The sequence below is a fragment of the Enterobacter asburiae genome (genome assembly GCF_024599655.1).
Taxonomy (GTDB): domain Bacteria; phylum Pseudomonadota; class Gammaproteobacteria; order Enterobacterales; family Enterobacteriaceae; genus Enterobacter; species Enterobacter asburiae_D.
Genome location: NZ_CP102247.1, coordinates 4,721,195 through 4,736,674 on the forward strand (window position 1 = coordinate 4,721,195; position 15,480 = coordinate 4,736,674).

The window sequence follows — 15,480 nt, forward strand, 5'->3', positions numbered from 1 at the left end:
CTATGCGTCAGCATCCGTTAGGGATTTACGAAAAAGCGCTGCCGAAAGATCTCTCCTGGCCGGAACGCCTGGTACTGGCGAAAAGCTGCGGGTTCGATTTTGTTGAGATGTCTGTCGACGAGACCGACGAACGATTATCACGCCTCGACTGGAGCACCACGCAGCGTGCCTCTCTGGTTGAAGCGATGCTGGAAACCGGCGTGGCGATCCCGTCGATGTGTCTTTCTGCCCACCGTCGTTTTCCCTTTGGCAGCCGGGATGAAACCGTGCGCCAACGCGCCCGCGAGATCATGACCAAGGCCATCAGGCTGGCGCGCGATCTGGGCATTCGCACCATCCAGCTTGCCGGGTATGACGTCTATTACGAAGAGCACGATGAGGGCACGCAGCAGCGCTTTGCCGAAGGGCTGGCGTGGGCGGTAGAGCAGGCCGCCGCCGCGCAGGTGATGCTGGCGGTGGAGATCATGGATACCGCTTTTATGAACTCCATCAGCAAATGGAAAAAGTGGGACGACATGCTCGCCTCGCCGTGGTTCAGCGTTTACCCGGACGTTGGCAACCTGAGCGCGTGGGGCAACGACGTCACCGCCGAGCTGACGCTGGGCATTGACCGCATTGCAGCTATTCACCTGAAAGATACCCAACCCGTCACCGCGCAAAGCCCCGGACAGTTCCGCGACGTGCCGTTTGGTGAAGGCTGCGTGGATTTTGTTGGCGTGTTTAACACGCTGAATAAGCTGAACTATCGCGGCGCGTTTCTGATTGAAATGTGGACTGAAAAAGCAAAAGAGCCGGTGCTGGAGATTATCCAGGCGCGCCGCTGGATTGAAGCCCGTATGCAGGAAGGAGGCATGACATGTTAGAACAACTCAAAGCCGAAGTGCTGGCAGCAAACCTGGCGCTGCCCTCCCACCAGCTGGTGACCTTCACCTGGGGCAACGTCAGCGCGGTTGACCGCGAAAGCGGCCTAATGGTGATCAAGCCCTCCGGCGTAGAGTACGACGTGATGACGGCGGAGGATATGGTGGTGGTGAATATCGCCACGGGTCAGGTTGTCGAGGGTAATAAAAAACCCTCTTCAGACACGCCCACCCATCTTGCGCTGTACCGTCGTTACCCGGAGATTGGCGGCATCGTGCATACCCACTCTCGCCACGCCACCATCTGGTCGCAGGCGGGGCAGGATTTACCCGCCTGGGGCACAACGCACGCGGACTATTTCTACGGAACCATTCCCTGCACGCGCCTGATGACCTCGGCAGAAATTGCCGGGGAATACGAATACCAGACGGGTGAAGTGATCATCAAAACCTTCGAGGAGCGCGATCTCAGCCCGATGCAGATCCCGGCGGTGCTGGTCCACTCCCACGGCCCGTTCGCCTGGGGTAAAGACGCTGCCGATGCGGTTCACAATGCCGTAGTTCTGGAAGAGTGCGCGTACATGGGCCTGTTCTCGCGCCAGCTCGCACCGCAGCTACCGGTTATGCAGCAGGAGCTACTCGACAAGCACTATCTGCGCAAGCACGGGGTGAATGCCTATTACGGCCAGTGATCAGCCGGAATTGATATGCTCTTTACAGTACCGCCGTTTCCAGACGGCGGGTGTTAGCCACGTTTGTTTGAAAAGGCCTACCGGAGTTGGGCAAATCGTGGAGAAGAGGCAATGTGGACCTGGTGGAAATAAAGCATAAACAAGAAAAATAAAACATAACGATATATATAATATACTTAATAATCCCGACAGCATCGGCCTTATTTATCTGTTTTCAGTTTAACGAGTCTGTGATCTAAACCTCGGAAATATTTTTTTGCTGCTAATTAATTCTGGCTAGCATTGAATGACATGCATTTTAATGCTATTCCATCAAGACACACAGTAGAAAAATAAGGGTATCCAATGGAATTTACAGAAAGATTAAATGCATTATCTACTAAAATCAGACAACAAATTGAAGTAATCAATACCGAAGAAGCAACAAAAACTGCGTTTGTGATGCCTTTTATTCATAATGTTTTAGGTTACGATGTTTTTGATCCCTCTGAAGTCACACCCGAATTTGTATGTGATATAGGCACTAAAAAGGGCGAGAAAATTGACTATGCAATAATGAAAAATAATGATGTACAGATACTGATTGAATGTAAAAAAATTGGTGAGCCGTTAAATATAAACCATGCATCGCAGCTTTTTAGATACTTTCACGTTACAAATGCACGGATATCAATCTTAACAAACGGGCAAATATATAGATTTTATACCGATCTTGATGCACCTAATAAGATGGATGAGAAACCATTTTTGGAAGTCGACCTACTTGATATTGATGAAAATGTTGTCCCTGAATTAAAAAAATTGACAAAATCATCATTTGATCTTGAGTCAATTATTAATGCTGCTGGAGAATTGAAATACGTCAGTCAGATTAAAAGAATACTACATTCACAACTTAACAATCCTGAGGACGACTTCGTTAAATTCTTTGCATCCAGAGTATATGACGGGATGCTAACCCAAAAAGTAAGAGAATCTTTTCTAAATCTTACGAAAAAGGCCGCAAGCCAGTACATAAATGATCAAGTTAATGAGAGGCTTAAATCAGCTATTACTGGTATTGCTCCAACCCCCATCGAACCTCCAATGGAAACACAGCCTCTCGAAGAAGATGATCATAAAGATGAAAATGATATCATTACAACTTTAGAAGAGTTAGAAGGTTTTCATATTGTAAAAGCAATTACTCGGACTGTACTGGAGGCTCCTCGCATTACCCATAGAGACACAAAGAGTTATTGTGGAATCCTTGTAGACGATAACAACCGCAAACCCCTTTGCCGATTGCATTTTAATCGCTCACAAAAATACATCGGTCTTTTCGATATAGAAAAAACGAAACGCGCCACCCCATAGCGACAGTAGATGATATTTATTCCTTTGCCGATATTCTGAAAGCAACCGCAGCTCTCTATAGTTAATCTTTACCCAGGCAGCACGCGACGTGCTGCCTCGGCCAGAAATGCGCTTCGATTACCGAACTGAGGATGCTCGCTGACAAAGGAATCAATTTTTACCAGCAAACGTCGAGGCATCGTGATGTTGATACGCTCGGCCCTGCCGTCGAACTGCTTCATATTAATATCTACCAACAGCCATTGCCCGCCTGTGAAATCCTCTGGACGACTTTCCAGATGCGCTTCCACATTACCCGGAAGAGGCAGTGCATTATCCATTTCAAATAGCGCTTCGAAGTGTGCTGTGAGCGCATCACGCGCATCCTGAAAAGCGTCGTCCAGGGAATCACCTGCAAAAAAACAGCCTGGAACGTCAGGGAAAAAGCCGCTGGCGCTACCGTCGGAGTCAGAATGAATGTAAGCCGGATAAAACATAACTACTCCTGATATCAGTGTTTAATTCCCGCCTGTCGCCAGATCTGGGCGAGAGTGCCCGGTTTAATATCCTTCTTGGGATGTGGGACAGTAACCAGCCCTTTCTGTTCGGGATGGCGAAACTGATGATGGCTTCCTTTCGTTCTGACACATTTCCAGCCATGGCTGATCAGAACAGTAATGACATCCGCACTTTTCACATCCCAATCCTTCCATGATTATACACATGATACACACTATTGCTATCGGGTCGAATCACATTAGCGCATAAAGAACATCAGTGCAGCCGTGTTTTGGCGGAACAGGAAGAAGCATCGATAAATGAAAAAGGAATACGTTGTATTGCAGATAAAAATGCAGGCACGATCGTAGGCCGGGTAAGGCGAAGCCGCCACCCGGCTTTACCGCATCAGAAACGCCAGGTCAGGCCGGTCATCAGCGCGAAGCTGTCGTCGCGGTCGATCATTGGGCTGTTCTTCACGTCGTCAGGCAACACGGTGTAGACCGCGCTGGCGTTGAGGTATAGCTTCTGCGTTAACTGGTATTTAGCTGCCAGGCCAACGTATGGCGTCCAGCTGTCACCGGCGGTGTATTGCTCCAGACCTGAGCGGCGAGACTCGCTGCCGGATACGCCGTAGTAGTAGTCGTTATAGCTTTCGTCGCTGTAGAACACACCAACAGAAGGCGTCAGGGTCAGGCGCTCCATTCGGATCGGACGGAAGTACGATACCTCACCGATCACGCCGCCGCTTTCATCCGTGGCATCACCTGAGACCGCCACTTTCAGCGAGCCCCAGCTTTCATGGCGGTAGTACGCGCCGCCGAGGAAGGCTGACGCTTTGCGCTCATCAAGCTGCTTCATCTGATGGTCGTCGTTGTCATCAGGATCGAAATGCAGTGGCATCCACGACGCGGTCAGGCTGAATTCATTTTTTGCGTCTTTCCACAGGATCCATCCTCCGGTGGTCTGGCGAACGTAAAAGCGATCGCCTTCGTAGCTAATTAACGGTACTGCGGTCGTATTTTCGTTATAGCCTTTGTAAGGAGACTCATTAAATACAGCCCCCGCTCCAAGTGAAAAGTCTCCGGCCATTGCTGAGGATGTTGCAAATAACGTGGCAGCGATGAGTAAATTGTATTTAATAGTCATTACATGTAATCCATTAAAATGCCAAACAAGCGAGGCGCATAATAATGGTTACAAATTTGCCAATGCAACGCTGCGGTTTATATAATATTATATATAAAATCATATAGATGGGTGCGCATGATGAATAAATTACAGCTAAAGCCACGCGAATTAAAAATTATATCCGTCATCGCAGCCACCCACAGCATTGGTGATGCCGCCGCCCTGCTGGGCATGGCGCAGGCCAACGTCAGTAAATACCTGTCTGATTTTGAAACGCGGGTTGGACTGAAGGTTTTTGAGCGCACCACGCGCCAGCTGGCCCTGACCCAGTTTGGTGAAGCGTTACTCCCTTACGTTAACGCCACGCTGGATAAAAACAGTCAACTCGTTAATTTCATTGCTGATTATAAGCATGAGAAGCGAGGAAAGGTCACAATCTATGCCCCTACAGGTATCGTAACCTATCTCGCGCGCCACGTGATCCATCAGATAGAAGACATCGGTGACATTCGCATCTCCCTGAAAACCTACAACCTGGATCGGAATGAATTTTCAGAAGGCGTTTCCTTCCCGGATGATTGCGACATTTTAATTACCTATGCGCAACCGAAAGACGAAAGCCTGGTCGCCAGCGTGTTGACAAAATATTCCGTTACGGCATTCGCAACCGTTGAGTATTTAAATAAACACCCCTTAACGGGACCTGAAGATTTAATTAACCACTCCTGCATTCTCATTGACTCTATGCTGGTCGATGATGCAAACATCTGGCGTTTCCGCGTGCACGGCAGTGATAACGTGCATGACTACCGGGTGACCGGGAATTATATTTGCGACAATACGCAGACGGCCCTGGAGCTGGCAAGAAATAATCTTGGAATTGTTTTTGCGCCAAAAGAGAGTCTGAAGAAAGAATTAACAAACGGGATGCTGGTTCCCTGCTTCCCGCATCAGGAAGAGTGGTGGCTCGATCTGACGGCCATCTTCCGCAAACGTGAATACCAGCCCTGGCGCGTGCAGTACGTTCTGGATGGCGTTCTTAACTGCCTGCGCCAGCAAATTGCTCAGGCCGCCCATGGACGGCCTGAGCTGGGCGATTAGAACAGCCCCAGCGGTTTATCGGAGTAGCTGACCAGCAAGCATTTCGTCTGCTGGTAATGCTCCAGCATCATCTTGTGGGTTTCACGCCCGATGCCCGACTGCTTATAACCGCCAAAGGCCGCGTGCGCCGGATAGGCGTGGTAGCAGTTGGTCCAGACGCGCCCGGCCTGAATGCCTCTGCCCATTTTATAGGCCAGATTACCGTTGCGGCTCCAGACGCCTGCCCCCAGGCCATACGGCGTGTCGTTGGCAATCTCCAGCGCCTCCTCCATGGTTTTGAAGGTGGTCACGGCCAGCACCGGTCCGAAAATTTCCTCCTGGAAGACGCGCATGTTGTTCTGACCGAACAGGATCGTCGGTTCAAGGTAATACCCTTCCTGCAGATCCCCTCCCAGCACCTTACGGCGACCACCGGTCAGAATATCCGCCCCTTCTTTCTTGCCGATATCAATGTAGTTGAGGATAGTTTCAAGCTGTCCGTGTGAGACCTGCGCGCCCATCTGCGTGACGTTATCGAGCGGGTTACCGCTGCGGATAGACTCAACGCGACGAATAGCCCGTTCCATAAAGCGCTCGTAGATGGACTCCTGCACCAGCGCGCGGCTTGGGCAGGTGCAGACTTCGCCCTGGTTAAACGCAAACAGCGCAAACCCTTCCAGGGCTTTATCGAAGAAGGCATCCTCTTCCTCCATCACGTCCGCGAAGAAGATGTTCGGGGATTTCCCGCCCAGCTCCAGGGTCACCGGAATAATATTCTGCGTGGCGTACTGCATGATCTGCTGGCCCACTTCCGTCGACCCGGTAAACGCCACTTTGGCGATCCGTTTCGAGGTCGCCAGATATTCTCCAATCTCACCGCCCGCACCGTTGACCACGTTAATCACGCCCGGCGGCAGAAGATCGCCAACGATTTCCATCAGCAGCAGCACCGAGAGCGGGGTCAGACGCGCCGGTTTCAGCACAATGCAGTTCCCGGCCGCCAGCGCGGGCGCCATTTTCCAGCTCGCCATCAGCAGCGGGAAGTTCCACGGAATAATTTGCCCGACGACGCCCAGCGGTTCGTGGAAGTGATACGCCACGGTATCGCTGTCTACCTCGCTTATCCCGCCCTCCTGAGCGCGAATGCAGGAGGCAAAATAGCGGAAGTGGTCGATGGCCAGCGGCACGTCTGCCGCCATCGTTTCCCGGATCGGCTTGCCGTTATCCCAGGTTTCCGCCGTCGCCAGCAGCTCCAGATTCTGCTCCATCCGGTCGGCGATTTTGAACAAAATGGCCGCGCGGTCCTGAACGGAGGTATGGCCCCATTTATCTTTCGCTTTGTGCGCCGCATCCAGCGCCAGATCGATATCGCGCCTGCCGGAGCTGGCTATCTCGCACAGCGGCTGGCCGGTAACGGGGGTCAGGTTGGAATAGTATTCGCCGTCGACGGGAGCTACCCAGTCGCCGCCAATAAAGTTGTCATAACGAGGCTTCAGCTTGAGGGGAAAACCATACTCGCCGGGCTGGATACGCGATGAGGGAGGATTGTTTGTCATGACCGTCTCCTTGCTGTTGGTGTACAACAAGGGTAGTTCCGGCTGGCGATTTTCTCGCCAACCGGTAACGGCGTTTACGACGGGGGTCACGGAGTTTCAGGAAATAATAACGAATCTCGCAATAAATGATCGTTACCGCGACGGCGGGTAAAGCCGATGCGGTTGAAATACTCCAGGATCTGAATCGCCAGCTTGCGGCCCACGTTCAGCCGGTCGCGGAAATCGGCCGCGCAGGTAGAGCCCCGCTCCTGATCCAGCTCGCGGATCAGGTTGGCAAACGCCACAATACGATCGTTACGGTAATAACGATCTTTCACGATCGCGACTATCAGCCCCTGCTGCGCCGCATGGCGCAATACCTGACGCATCACCTGCTCGTCGGTGCTCGTTTCGCGGGCCAGATCGCGAACCCACCACGGCTCATCGCCAAACAGCGAGGCCACTTTTTGCCATACTGCCTCTTGCTCTGCGGTGAACCCGGCCTTGTGATCCGGCAGATGCAGCCAGCCGTGGTGGCTTTTAATCACACCGCTTTCGCGCATGTTTTCAATCAGCAGCAGCACCAGCGCATCGTCTTCCATCGGCAGCGCCATGCGTCGCAGACGCTCACGGCCCGGGCCAGGCTCGTCCTGATGCTGTTCATGGTACGTCGCCAGCGTGTTCAGTATCTTACGCTGCCATTGCGCAGCAACCGGTGCATTGAGCAGGCTGTCGCCAGCCTGTATAAAGCCCGGCTCTTGGGTGAGCTGGTGTAGGCCTTCCCCGCTCAGCTGGCGTGCCCATGCAAAATCACTCAGGCTCACCGCACCGCGATCGAGATGCACCCGCAGCGCGGCGCTATCATCGCTGGCCTGCACGAGCGCTGCCAGCCACTGCAGATATTCAGGTTTACGCTTGCCGCGTCGCGGTGGATTCAGCGCGACGACCCGTGCCCCGGCCAGCGTTTCCCGCGCGGAAATATCACGCAATACCAGACGATCGTTGTCAGCAAGCCAGAGCGGAGAATCGAATACCAGTTCGGCAAGGTCGTTTTCCAGCAGCGACACGCGCCCGGTGATATGGCTCGCCGCATGGTGAATATGCAGCGGCTGCCATTGGGTCAGGGGCACGTTTGTCTGCAGAGAGACAATGACGCGTTCAGACGGTTCAGGTGGGGCATCGGCCAGCAGCCAGTCGCCGCGGTTAAGCTGCTCTTTTTCCGCATCCCCGGCAATGTTCAGCGCGATCCGCTGCCCGGCATGAGCATGCTCTGCGGGCTGGTTTTGCGCATGCAGGCCGCGCACGCGCATCGGCTTGTTAACGCCCGTCAGCCACAGGCTATCCCCCACTTTCACTTCGCCGCTCAGCGCCGTACCGGTAACCACCAGACCCGCGCCTTTGACGGTAAACGCCCGGTCAATGGCCAGACGGAAGCGGTGGTGGCTGGCGTGGTCACGCGACGAAAGCTGCTGTAAGTGGTGGCGAAGTTCATCGATACCGCGCCCTTCTGTCGCCACGGTGACAAAAAGCGGCGCATCGGCAAAACCATATTCCCGCAGGGTCGCATGCACCGTTTCGCGCACCTCGCTGACGCGCGCGTCGTCCACGCGATCGGCTTTGGTCAGCGCCACGGTCAGCTGCGGGTTGCCGGTCAGCTGCAGGATCGCCAGGTGCTCACGGGTTTGCGCCATAACGCCGTCATCGCAGGCCACCACCAGCAGGGCATGATCGATGCCCCCCACGCCCGCCAGCATGTTGGACAGAAACTTTTCATGCCCCGGAACATCAATAAAACCCAGTACGCGGCCGTCCGGCTGGGGCCAGTAGGCATAGCCCAGATCGATGGTCATGCCGCGCTTTTTCTCTTCCGGCAGGCGGTCGGCGTTTATGCCGGTAATCGCCTGCAGTAACGTGGTTTTTCCGTGGTCGACGTGACCGGCGGTGGCAATAATCATTTCAACAACATCTCCAGAAATCGCTCTTCATCTTCAAGGCAGCGCAGATCCAGCCACATTCGGCCATCGTAAATCCGCCCGATAACCGGCGCAGGCAGGCCACGCCAGCGCGACGACAGGGCTTCAAGGTGGCTGCCGCGCCCGTCACGCGGGGTGAACGTAAGCGCTTCACTCGGCAGCCTGTCCACCGGCAGCGAACCGCTGCCAATCTGCGACTGGCAGGGTTCAATGCGAACGTCAAAATCGGGGTAGTGCGGGGCAATGCGCGGCAGCAGCAGTTCGGTCTGGGCGCGAATCGAGGCGGCATCGCGGGTTAACAGACGCAGCGTGGGCAGGCGGTCGGCCAGTTTCTCCGGATGGAGATAGAGCCGCAGCGTTGCCTCCAGCGCGGCAAGCGTCATTTTATCGGCTCGCAGGGCGCGCTTGAGCGGATGCTGCTGCAGCTTCGCAATCAGCTCGCGCTTGCCGACAATAATCCCGGCCTGCGGCCCGCCCAGCAGCTTGTCGCCGGAAAAGCTGACCAGGCTGACACCCGCGGCAATCATCTCTTGCGGCATCGGCTCCTTCGGCAGCCCGTAAAGACTCAGATCCACCAGCGAGCCGCTGCCGAGATCGGCAATCACCGGTATATTCAATTCGCGGCCGATCGCCGCCAGCTCCGCCTCTTCAACCGTTTTGGTGAAGCCTTCAATATGGTAATTGCTGGTGTGGACCTTCATCAGCAGAGCGGTATTTTCATTCACCGCCGCGCGATAATCTTTCGCATGGGTACGGTTGGTAGTGCCCACTTCATGCAGCGTGCAGCCCGCCTGGCGCATCACGTCCGGAATGCGAAACGCCCCGCCAATCTCCACCAGCTCGCCGCGTGACACCACCACCTCTTTGCCGCTGGCGGTGGCCGCCAGCATCAGCAGCACCGCTGCGGCGTTGTTATTCACAATGCAGGCATCTTCCGCGCCGGTCAGCTGGCACAGCAGGTCCGCCAGCGCCCGGTCACGATGCCCGCGCCCGGCGCCGTCCAGATCGTACTCCAGCGTCACGGGCGCTCGCATGGCCTGCGCGACCGCCGCGATAGCCTCTTCCGCCTGCTGCGCGCGGCCCAGGTTGGTATGCAGTACGGTACCGGTCAGGTTAATCACCGGGCGTAACGCGCTTTGCGCTTTCTCATCCAGCCGGCGTTCAGCTTCCTGCTCCCACGCCGCGCACCAGCCGGGCAAGGCGTTTTCTGCCTGAATTGCGCATCGGGCTTCGTCCTGAAGCAGGCGTAACATCTCCACCGTCGCGGTATGGCCGAAGCGCTCAACAACAGCATGCATGCGGGGCTCGCGAAGGAGACGGTCGGTAGCGGGGATCTGGCTGTACAGCGAATGATGAGTAGTCATGAAAGCGCCTGGCGAGTAAATATCTTCCCCCCTCCCGACGGGAGAGGGAGTTAACATGTGGAGGGATTGTAACGCCTCCGACGCCGAAGTGTTATATACCCTAAATAATTCAAGTTGCATGAAGGCGGCGACGCAGTGAATCCCCAGGAGCGTACATGAGTACGTGACTGGGGTGAACGAGGAAAGCCAACGCACATGCAGCTTGAAGTATGACGGGTATAACCCGCGTCAAGCCTTTGGCGGTTCTGTCCGGGCAAAGCTCTCGCGGCTAAAAAGCGTGTCTGCCAGTTTCACCAGCAGCGGACGGTCGACGCACCAGCCGGGGGAAACGCGGCGGAAGTTGAGATAGCCGATGGCGCAGGCGATGGCAATGGTTGCCAGGTTCAGGCTGTCGGTTTGAATCTTTCCCTCTTGGATAAGCTGCTCGCACCTGTCCAGGCTGCGGCTGATTTTTTCCCGCTGGCGTAACAGTTCCGTTTCCGACTGCTGGGCGGCGGGCCTTGCCTGTTCACGCACGGAGGTTAACGCCGCATCCATAATGCCATCGGCCAGGGCTTCGACTTGCTTCACTGCCAGCGCCGCTTTTGGGTCAGCCGGAAGCATGGCCGGGGCAACGCCCAGCAACTCGATATACTCCGCAATAATCGGGGAATCGAACCAGTATTCGCCCTCGTCCGTCACCAGCGCCGGGACTTTCCCCAGCGGGTTGTACTGCGCGACGCCGTTTTCGGCGTTGTAAGGCTGTTCATTGATGAATTCAAATTCAATCCCTTTCTCCAGCAGGAGAATCGAGATCTTTCGCACGAAGGGACTGGTGTAGCTACCGATGAGTTTCATTGCCTGATCCTTGATGCCGGAAAAAGCTCAGTATGGATCAAGCGATGAAAAAAGGGCAGGTATGCGTGTCGCATTCCTGCCCTGGAAGGATTAGTGATCGAGGTAGAGGTAGTGCATCCAGCTGGTCATGCGCAGCAATACTTTACGCATCACCGAGACGTGGGCGAAATGGTCCGAGTAGACCGCCACTTGGGCATAGATACCGTCCGGCAGCGCATCGACTTCGGCATTCGGATCCAGTTCGATAGTGCCCAACACGCCGTCCGTTCCCGGAACCACCGTCAGCGACTGCAGCGCGCCCTGCGCCTGATAGGAGCCTCCCGGCACCACCGGCAGAATCGCGGTGAGCTTCCCGGAGAATACCTGGCCCGGCAGCGCGTTAAACACCACTTCCGCTTCATCGCCCGGCTTCAGGCGCAGCAGCGAGTTCTGACGGAACTGGGCCACGATCTGACGCTTCTGTTCAGGAATAAAGACCATCACCGGACGCAACGGCAGCGCGGCGGCGTACGTCCCCGGACGGATCAGCACCTGGGTGATGTAGCCATTGCTTGGCGCACGCACCACGGTCTGATCCAGGTTGTATTTGGCTTCGGCAAGCTGAGCGCGTAAGGAGGCAATCTGCGACTGCTCGCCGTTCACCATGCTGTCCAACTGGCTTTGAATCTGGGTCTGTTCAGCAACGGAGCCTTTTACCAGCGCATCCTGCGCGAGATAGTTCTGCCGCGCGTTGTCGATATCGCTTTCAGAGAACGGATTCACCTTCGCCTGGCTGCCTTTCAGGTAGCGCTGATAATCTTTATACAGGCGGTCGCGCTCTGCTGAGACGCGCGTCGTATTAGCGACGGCCTCCACCAGCTGCGCTTTCAGATTGTCGATATTGTGCGTCGCGGTCACCAGGTCAGCCTGGAGTCTGTCAACGCGCGCCTGATAGCGGCCCGGATCCAGTTTAAATAACACTTCACCTTTTTTAATAAGCTGGTTATTTTTATCGGTCACTTCACTGACCACCCCGGTAACCTGCGGCGTAATCGGAATAGAAATAACCGCTTTTTGCGCCGTAAAGGTGTACGGATGGTTATAGTTCATTAACAGAATAAGACCGGCAACAATAAACACCCCGCCTAATGTCGCGGTGGCAAGCGTCCACTGGTTTACCGGAATACGGAATATTTTAAAAATCACCCAGGCAAATGCCACATAGGTCAAAATAATTAACAGATCCATGATTAGCGCTCCAGCGTGTTCTTATCAGCAGCAGGCTTTACCGCGGCCAGCTTTTGTTCGAGTTCCGCCACGCGTTTGGCGAGCGCATCCATGCCCGGCACCTCATCAGGCTTTGTGATGTGGTTCTGCATACCCCAGCCGCGATCTTCACGGTACAGCGTGGCCCAGATCCACAGGAACGGCCAGATGGCATGGAGCGTAAAAAGGCTAATCCAGCCTGCCGTATGAATCGCATCGGCATGGGGATGGTTACGCTTTTTGGCCATATTATAAGGGATGTCATGGATGGCGATGATTCCGTAAAAGAGAACCAGAAATACAAAAATCAATACGCCCAGCGCAAAATAGTTGAGAAACATATTCTCCTCACTTAAACAACGTCAACTCATTAAATTAATATAATGGTATGCAACCTAATTAATTTTTATAAGCACGGGGTTGTGCTTACTATTTCCGAGCCGGGGAGTATGGGTTTTTATAATATCTCCATGCAAGTTTATAAGCGTGTCAAAATATATCCTGAATAATAATAGACTTAACCTTACAATATGAGCGTAATCCACCTTTTAACTTTTTGCCATACCACAGATCAAAAGTGGTTTTTTAGCTTAACGTGTCGTGCTAAGTCATCCTGACGCCGAATCGCCAGGCAGAGTTTGCCGCCGATCGCAGCCGGAGAAATCTGCATAAAAATATTTTGTGAAATCAGTCACAATCCAGAAACAAACACACAAAACCAAAACGTGAACAACATCACAGAAAAGGGTGGTTTTTGCTTTATTTCTCGCCATCGTATTTTTTTTGCACATCCATTTTGTGATTCAGATCACCTCATTAATATCCACACCCCCTACATTTACGTGACATGCGTCACACAAATTTTCGCTGTCTGGACAGTTGAACGATTCAGTGCCAGATTTCACAGCATCAGAACAGGGTCCGGCTACCTCTGCCGCCTCATTAACAATAAACCTCGGGCCGCAAGCCTAAGCGCAAACAGAAGAAGGGGTGTTTTATGTCATCCGATTTCAAGATCAAAGTTCAAAGCTTTGGTCGTTTCCTCAGCAACATGGTGATGCCAAATATCGGCGCGTTTATCGCGTGGGGTATCATCACTGCATTGTTCATTCCGACAGGGTGGTTGCCTAACGAAACGCTGGCGAAACTTGTTGGCCCAATGATTACCTATCTCCTGCCGCTGCTCATCGGTTTCACCGGTGGTCGTCTGGTGGGCGGTGACCGTGGTGGCGTAGTGGGTGCCATCACGACCATGGGTGTTATCGTCGGCGCGGATATGCCGATGTTCCTCGGTGCAATGATTGCCGGTCCTCTGGGCGGCTGGGCGATTAAGAAATTCGACGTCTGGGTTGATGGTAAGATCAAATCCGGCTTCGAAATGCTGGTGAACAACTTCTCTGCGGGCATCATCGGGATGATCCTCGCGATTCTGGCGTTCCTCGGCATTGGCCCTGCGGTTGAAGTACTGTCCAAAATTCTGGCGGCAGGCGTTAACTTCATGGTTGCGCACGACATGCTGCCGCTGGCGTCTATCTTCGTAGAACCGGCGAAAATCCTGTTCCTGAACAACGCCATCAACCACGGTATCTTCTCGCCGCTGGGTATTCAGCAGTCTCACGATCTCGGCAAGTCCATCTTCTTCCTGATTGAAGCGAACCCAGGTCCGGGTATGGGCGTTCTGCTGGCGTACATGTTCTTTGGTCGCGGCAGCGCGAAGCAGTCTGCTGGCGGTGCGGCAATCATTCACTTCCTGGGCGGTATTCACGAAATTTACTTCCCGTACGTGCTGATGAACCCACGTCTGATCCTGGCCGTTATCCTTGGCGGTATGACCGGCGTGTTCACCCTGAGCGTGCTGGGCGGCGGTCTGGTTTCTCCTGCTTCTCCGGGTTCTATCCTGGCGGTGCTGGCGATGACGCCAAAAGGGGCTTACTTCGCGAACATTGCGGCCATCTGTGCGGCCATGGCCGTCTCCTTCGTGGTCTCTTCCATCCTGCTGAAAACCAGCAAAGTGAAAGAAGACGATGATATTGAAGCGGCGACCCGTCGTATGCACGACATGAAAGCTGAGTCCAAAGGCGCTACCCCACTGACGGCGGGCGACGTGTCTAACGACCTGAGCCACGTGCGTAAAATCATCGTTGCCTGTGATGCCGGTATGGGTTCCAGCGCAATGGGTGCAGGCGTGCTGCGTAAGAAAGTGCATGATGCGGGCCTGACCAACATCTCCGTGACCAACAGCGCGATTAACAGCCTGCCGCCGGATGTTGACCTTGTCATCACGCACCGCGACCTGACCGAACGCGCCATGCGTCAGGTACCGCAGGCACAGCACATCTCGCTGACCAACTTCCTCGACAGCGGCCTGTACACCAGCCTGACCGAACGTCTGGTTGCGGCGCAGCGTCACGAAGACAACGAAGTGAAAGTGCGCTCCAGCCTGCAGGACAGCTTTGACGAGAGCAACGCCCACCTGTTCAAACTGGGTGCGGAAAACATCTTCCTCGGTCGTACAGCGGCAACCAAAGAAGAAGCGATTCGCTTTGCCGGTGAGCAGCTGGTGAAAGGCGGTTACGTCCAGCCTGAATACGTTGACGCGATGCTGGAACGCGAAAAACTGACGCCAACCTACCTGGGCGAATCCATCGCGGTGCCGCACGGTACGGTTGAAGCGAAAGATCGCGTGCTGAAAACCGGCGTCGTATTCTGTCAGTATCCTGACGGCGTTCGCTTCGGTGAAGAAGAGGACGACATCGCCCGTCTGGTGATTGGTATCGCCGCTCGCAACAACGAGCATATTCAGGTGATTACCAGCCTGACCAACGCGCTGGATGACGAAACGGTTATTGAGCGTCTGGCCAACACCACCAGCGTTGAAGAAGTGCTTGCACTGCTCAACAAATAGCAGCGACTCTTCCCTCTCCCCCCCG

General features: G+C 54.3%; 14 protein-coding genes. 5 read left to right on the forward strand and 9 right to left on the reverse strand.

Annotation, left to right across the window (positions count from 1 at the left end):
- Positions 1-2 precede the first annotated feature (2 nt).
- The 3 genes from NQ230_RS22410 (at position 3) to NQ230_RS22420 (ending at position 2,908) form a co-directional block, all read left to right on the forward strand.
- Complete coding sequence (locus tag NQ230_RS22410; protein WP_257259297.1) at positions 3-863, forward strand: L-ribulose-5-phosphate 3-epimerase; 861 nt, start codon at positions 3-5, stop codon at positions 861-863.
- A complete protein-coding gene (gene araD / locus NQ230_RS22415) occupies positions 857-1,552 on the forward strand; it encodes an L-ribulose-5-phosphate 4-epimerase (protein WP_257259301.1) in 696 nt (231 codons plus the stop codon). The genes NQ230_RS22410 and araD overlap by 7 nt, the downstream gene beginning before the upstream one ends.
- Before the next feature lie 345 nt (positions 1,553-1,897).
- Positions 1,898-2,908 carry a type I restriction endonuclease gene (locus tag NQ230_RS22420; RefSeq protein ID WP_371745442.1) on the forward strand — a complete coding sequence of 337 codons (1,011 nt, stop codon included), beginning with the start codon at positions 1,898-1,900 and terminating at the stop codon, positions 2,906-2,908.
- A gap of 68 nt (positions 2,909-2,976) precedes the next feature.
- On the opposite strand, the gene NQ230_RS22425 is transcribed toward NQ230_RS22420, so the two are convergent.
- The 3 genes from NQ230_RS22425 to NQ230_RS22435 all read right to left on the reverse strand — a co-directional run bounded on the left by NQ230_RS22425 (position 2,977) and on the right by NQ230_RS22435 (position 4,534).
- Positions 2,977-3,384: a type II toxin-antitoxin system HicB family antitoxin gene (locus NQ230_RS22425; RefSeq protein ID WP_032675741.1), complete on the reverse strand. Its 408-nt coding sequence runs from the start codon at positions 3,382-3,384 to the stop codon at positions 2,977-2,979.
- Between the two features lie 14 nt (positions 3,385-3,398).
- Positions 3,399-3,584 carry a type II toxin-antitoxin system HicA family toxin gene (locus tag NQ230_RS22430; protein WP_071993467.1) on the reverse strand — a complete coding sequence of 62 codons (186 nt, stop codon included), beginning with the start codon at positions 3,582-3,584 and terminating at the stop codon, positions 3,399-3,401.
- A 209-nt stretch (positions 3,585-3,793) separates the two neighbouring features.
- The gene (locus NQ230_RS22435; protein ID WP_213822179.1) at positions 3,794-4,534 is read right to left on the reverse strand and encodes a MipA/OmpV family protein; all 741 of its coding nucleotides are present in this window, start codon (positions 4,532-4,534) and stop codon (positions 3,794-3,796) included.
- 117 nt (positions 4,535-4,651) lie between these two features.
- On the opposite strand from NQ230_RS22435, the gene NQ230_RS22440 reads away from it, so the two are divergent.
- Entirely contained in the window at positions 4,652-5,617 is a 966-nt protein-coding gene (locus tag NQ230_RS22440; RefSeq protein WP_121425999.1) for a LysR family transcriptional regulator, read from the forward strand.
- Here the strand turns inward: NQ230_RS22440 and aldB are convergent.
- The 6 genes from aldB to NQ230_RS22470 all read right to left on the reverse strand — a co-directional run bounded on the left by aldB (position 5,614) and on the right by NQ230_RS22470 (position 12,891).
- Positions 5,614-7,152, reverse strand: coding sequence for an aldehyde dehydrogenase AldB (gene aldB / locus NQ230_RS22445; protein WP_029740992.1), 1,539 nt, complete (start codon positions 7,150-7,152; stop codon positions 5,614-5,616). The genes NQ230_RS22440 and aldB overlap by 4 nt on opposite strands.
- An 86-nt stretch (positions 7,153-7,238) precedes the next feature.
- Positions 7,239-9,086: a selenocysteine-specific translation elongation factor gene (gene selB, locus NQ230_RS22450; RefSeq protein WP_257259314.1), complete on the reverse strand. Its 1,848-nt coding sequence runs from the start codon at positions 9,084-9,086 to the stop codon at positions 7,239-7,241.
- The gene (gene selA / locus NQ230_RS22455) at positions 9,083-10,468 is read right to left on the reverse strand and encodes an L-seryl-tRNA(Sec) selenium transferase (protein WP_257259316.1); all 1,386 of its coding nucleotides are present in this window, start codon (positions 10,466-10,468) and stop codon (positions 9,083-9,085) included. The genes selB and selA overlap by 4 nt, the downstream gene beginning before the upstream one ends.
- A gap of 228 nt (positions 10,469-10,696) precedes the next feature.
- Positions 10,697-11,305: a glutathione S-transferase gene (locus NQ230_RS22460; protein WP_213822187.1), complete on the reverse strand. Its 609-nt coding sequence runs from the start codon at positions 11,303-11,305 to the stop codon at positions 10,697-10,699.
- 90 nt (positions 11,306-11,395) lie between these two features.
- A complete protein-coding gene (locus NQ230_RS22465; protein WP_121426003.1) occupies positions 11,396-12,532 on the reverse strand; it encodes an HlyD family secretion protein in 1,137 nt (378 codons plus the stop codon).
- Between the two features lie 2 nt (positions 12,533-12,534).
- A complete protein-coding gene (locus tag NQ230_RS22470) occupies positions 12,535-12,891 on the reverse strand; it encodes a DUF3302 domain-containing protein (RefSeq protein ID WP_024906600.1) in 357 nt (118 codons plus the stop codon).
- Positions 12,892-13,547: 656 nt separating this feature from the next.
- Here NQ230_RS22470 and NQ230_RS22475 point away from each other — a divergent pair.
- On the forward strand, positions 13,548-15,455 hold the full coding sequence (locus tag NQ230_RS22475; protein ID WP_257259322.1) for a PTS mannitol transporter subunit IICBA: 1,908 nt from the start codon (positions 13,548-13,550) through the stop codon (positions 15,453-15,455).
- Positions 15,456-15,480 lie beyond the last annotated feature (25 nt).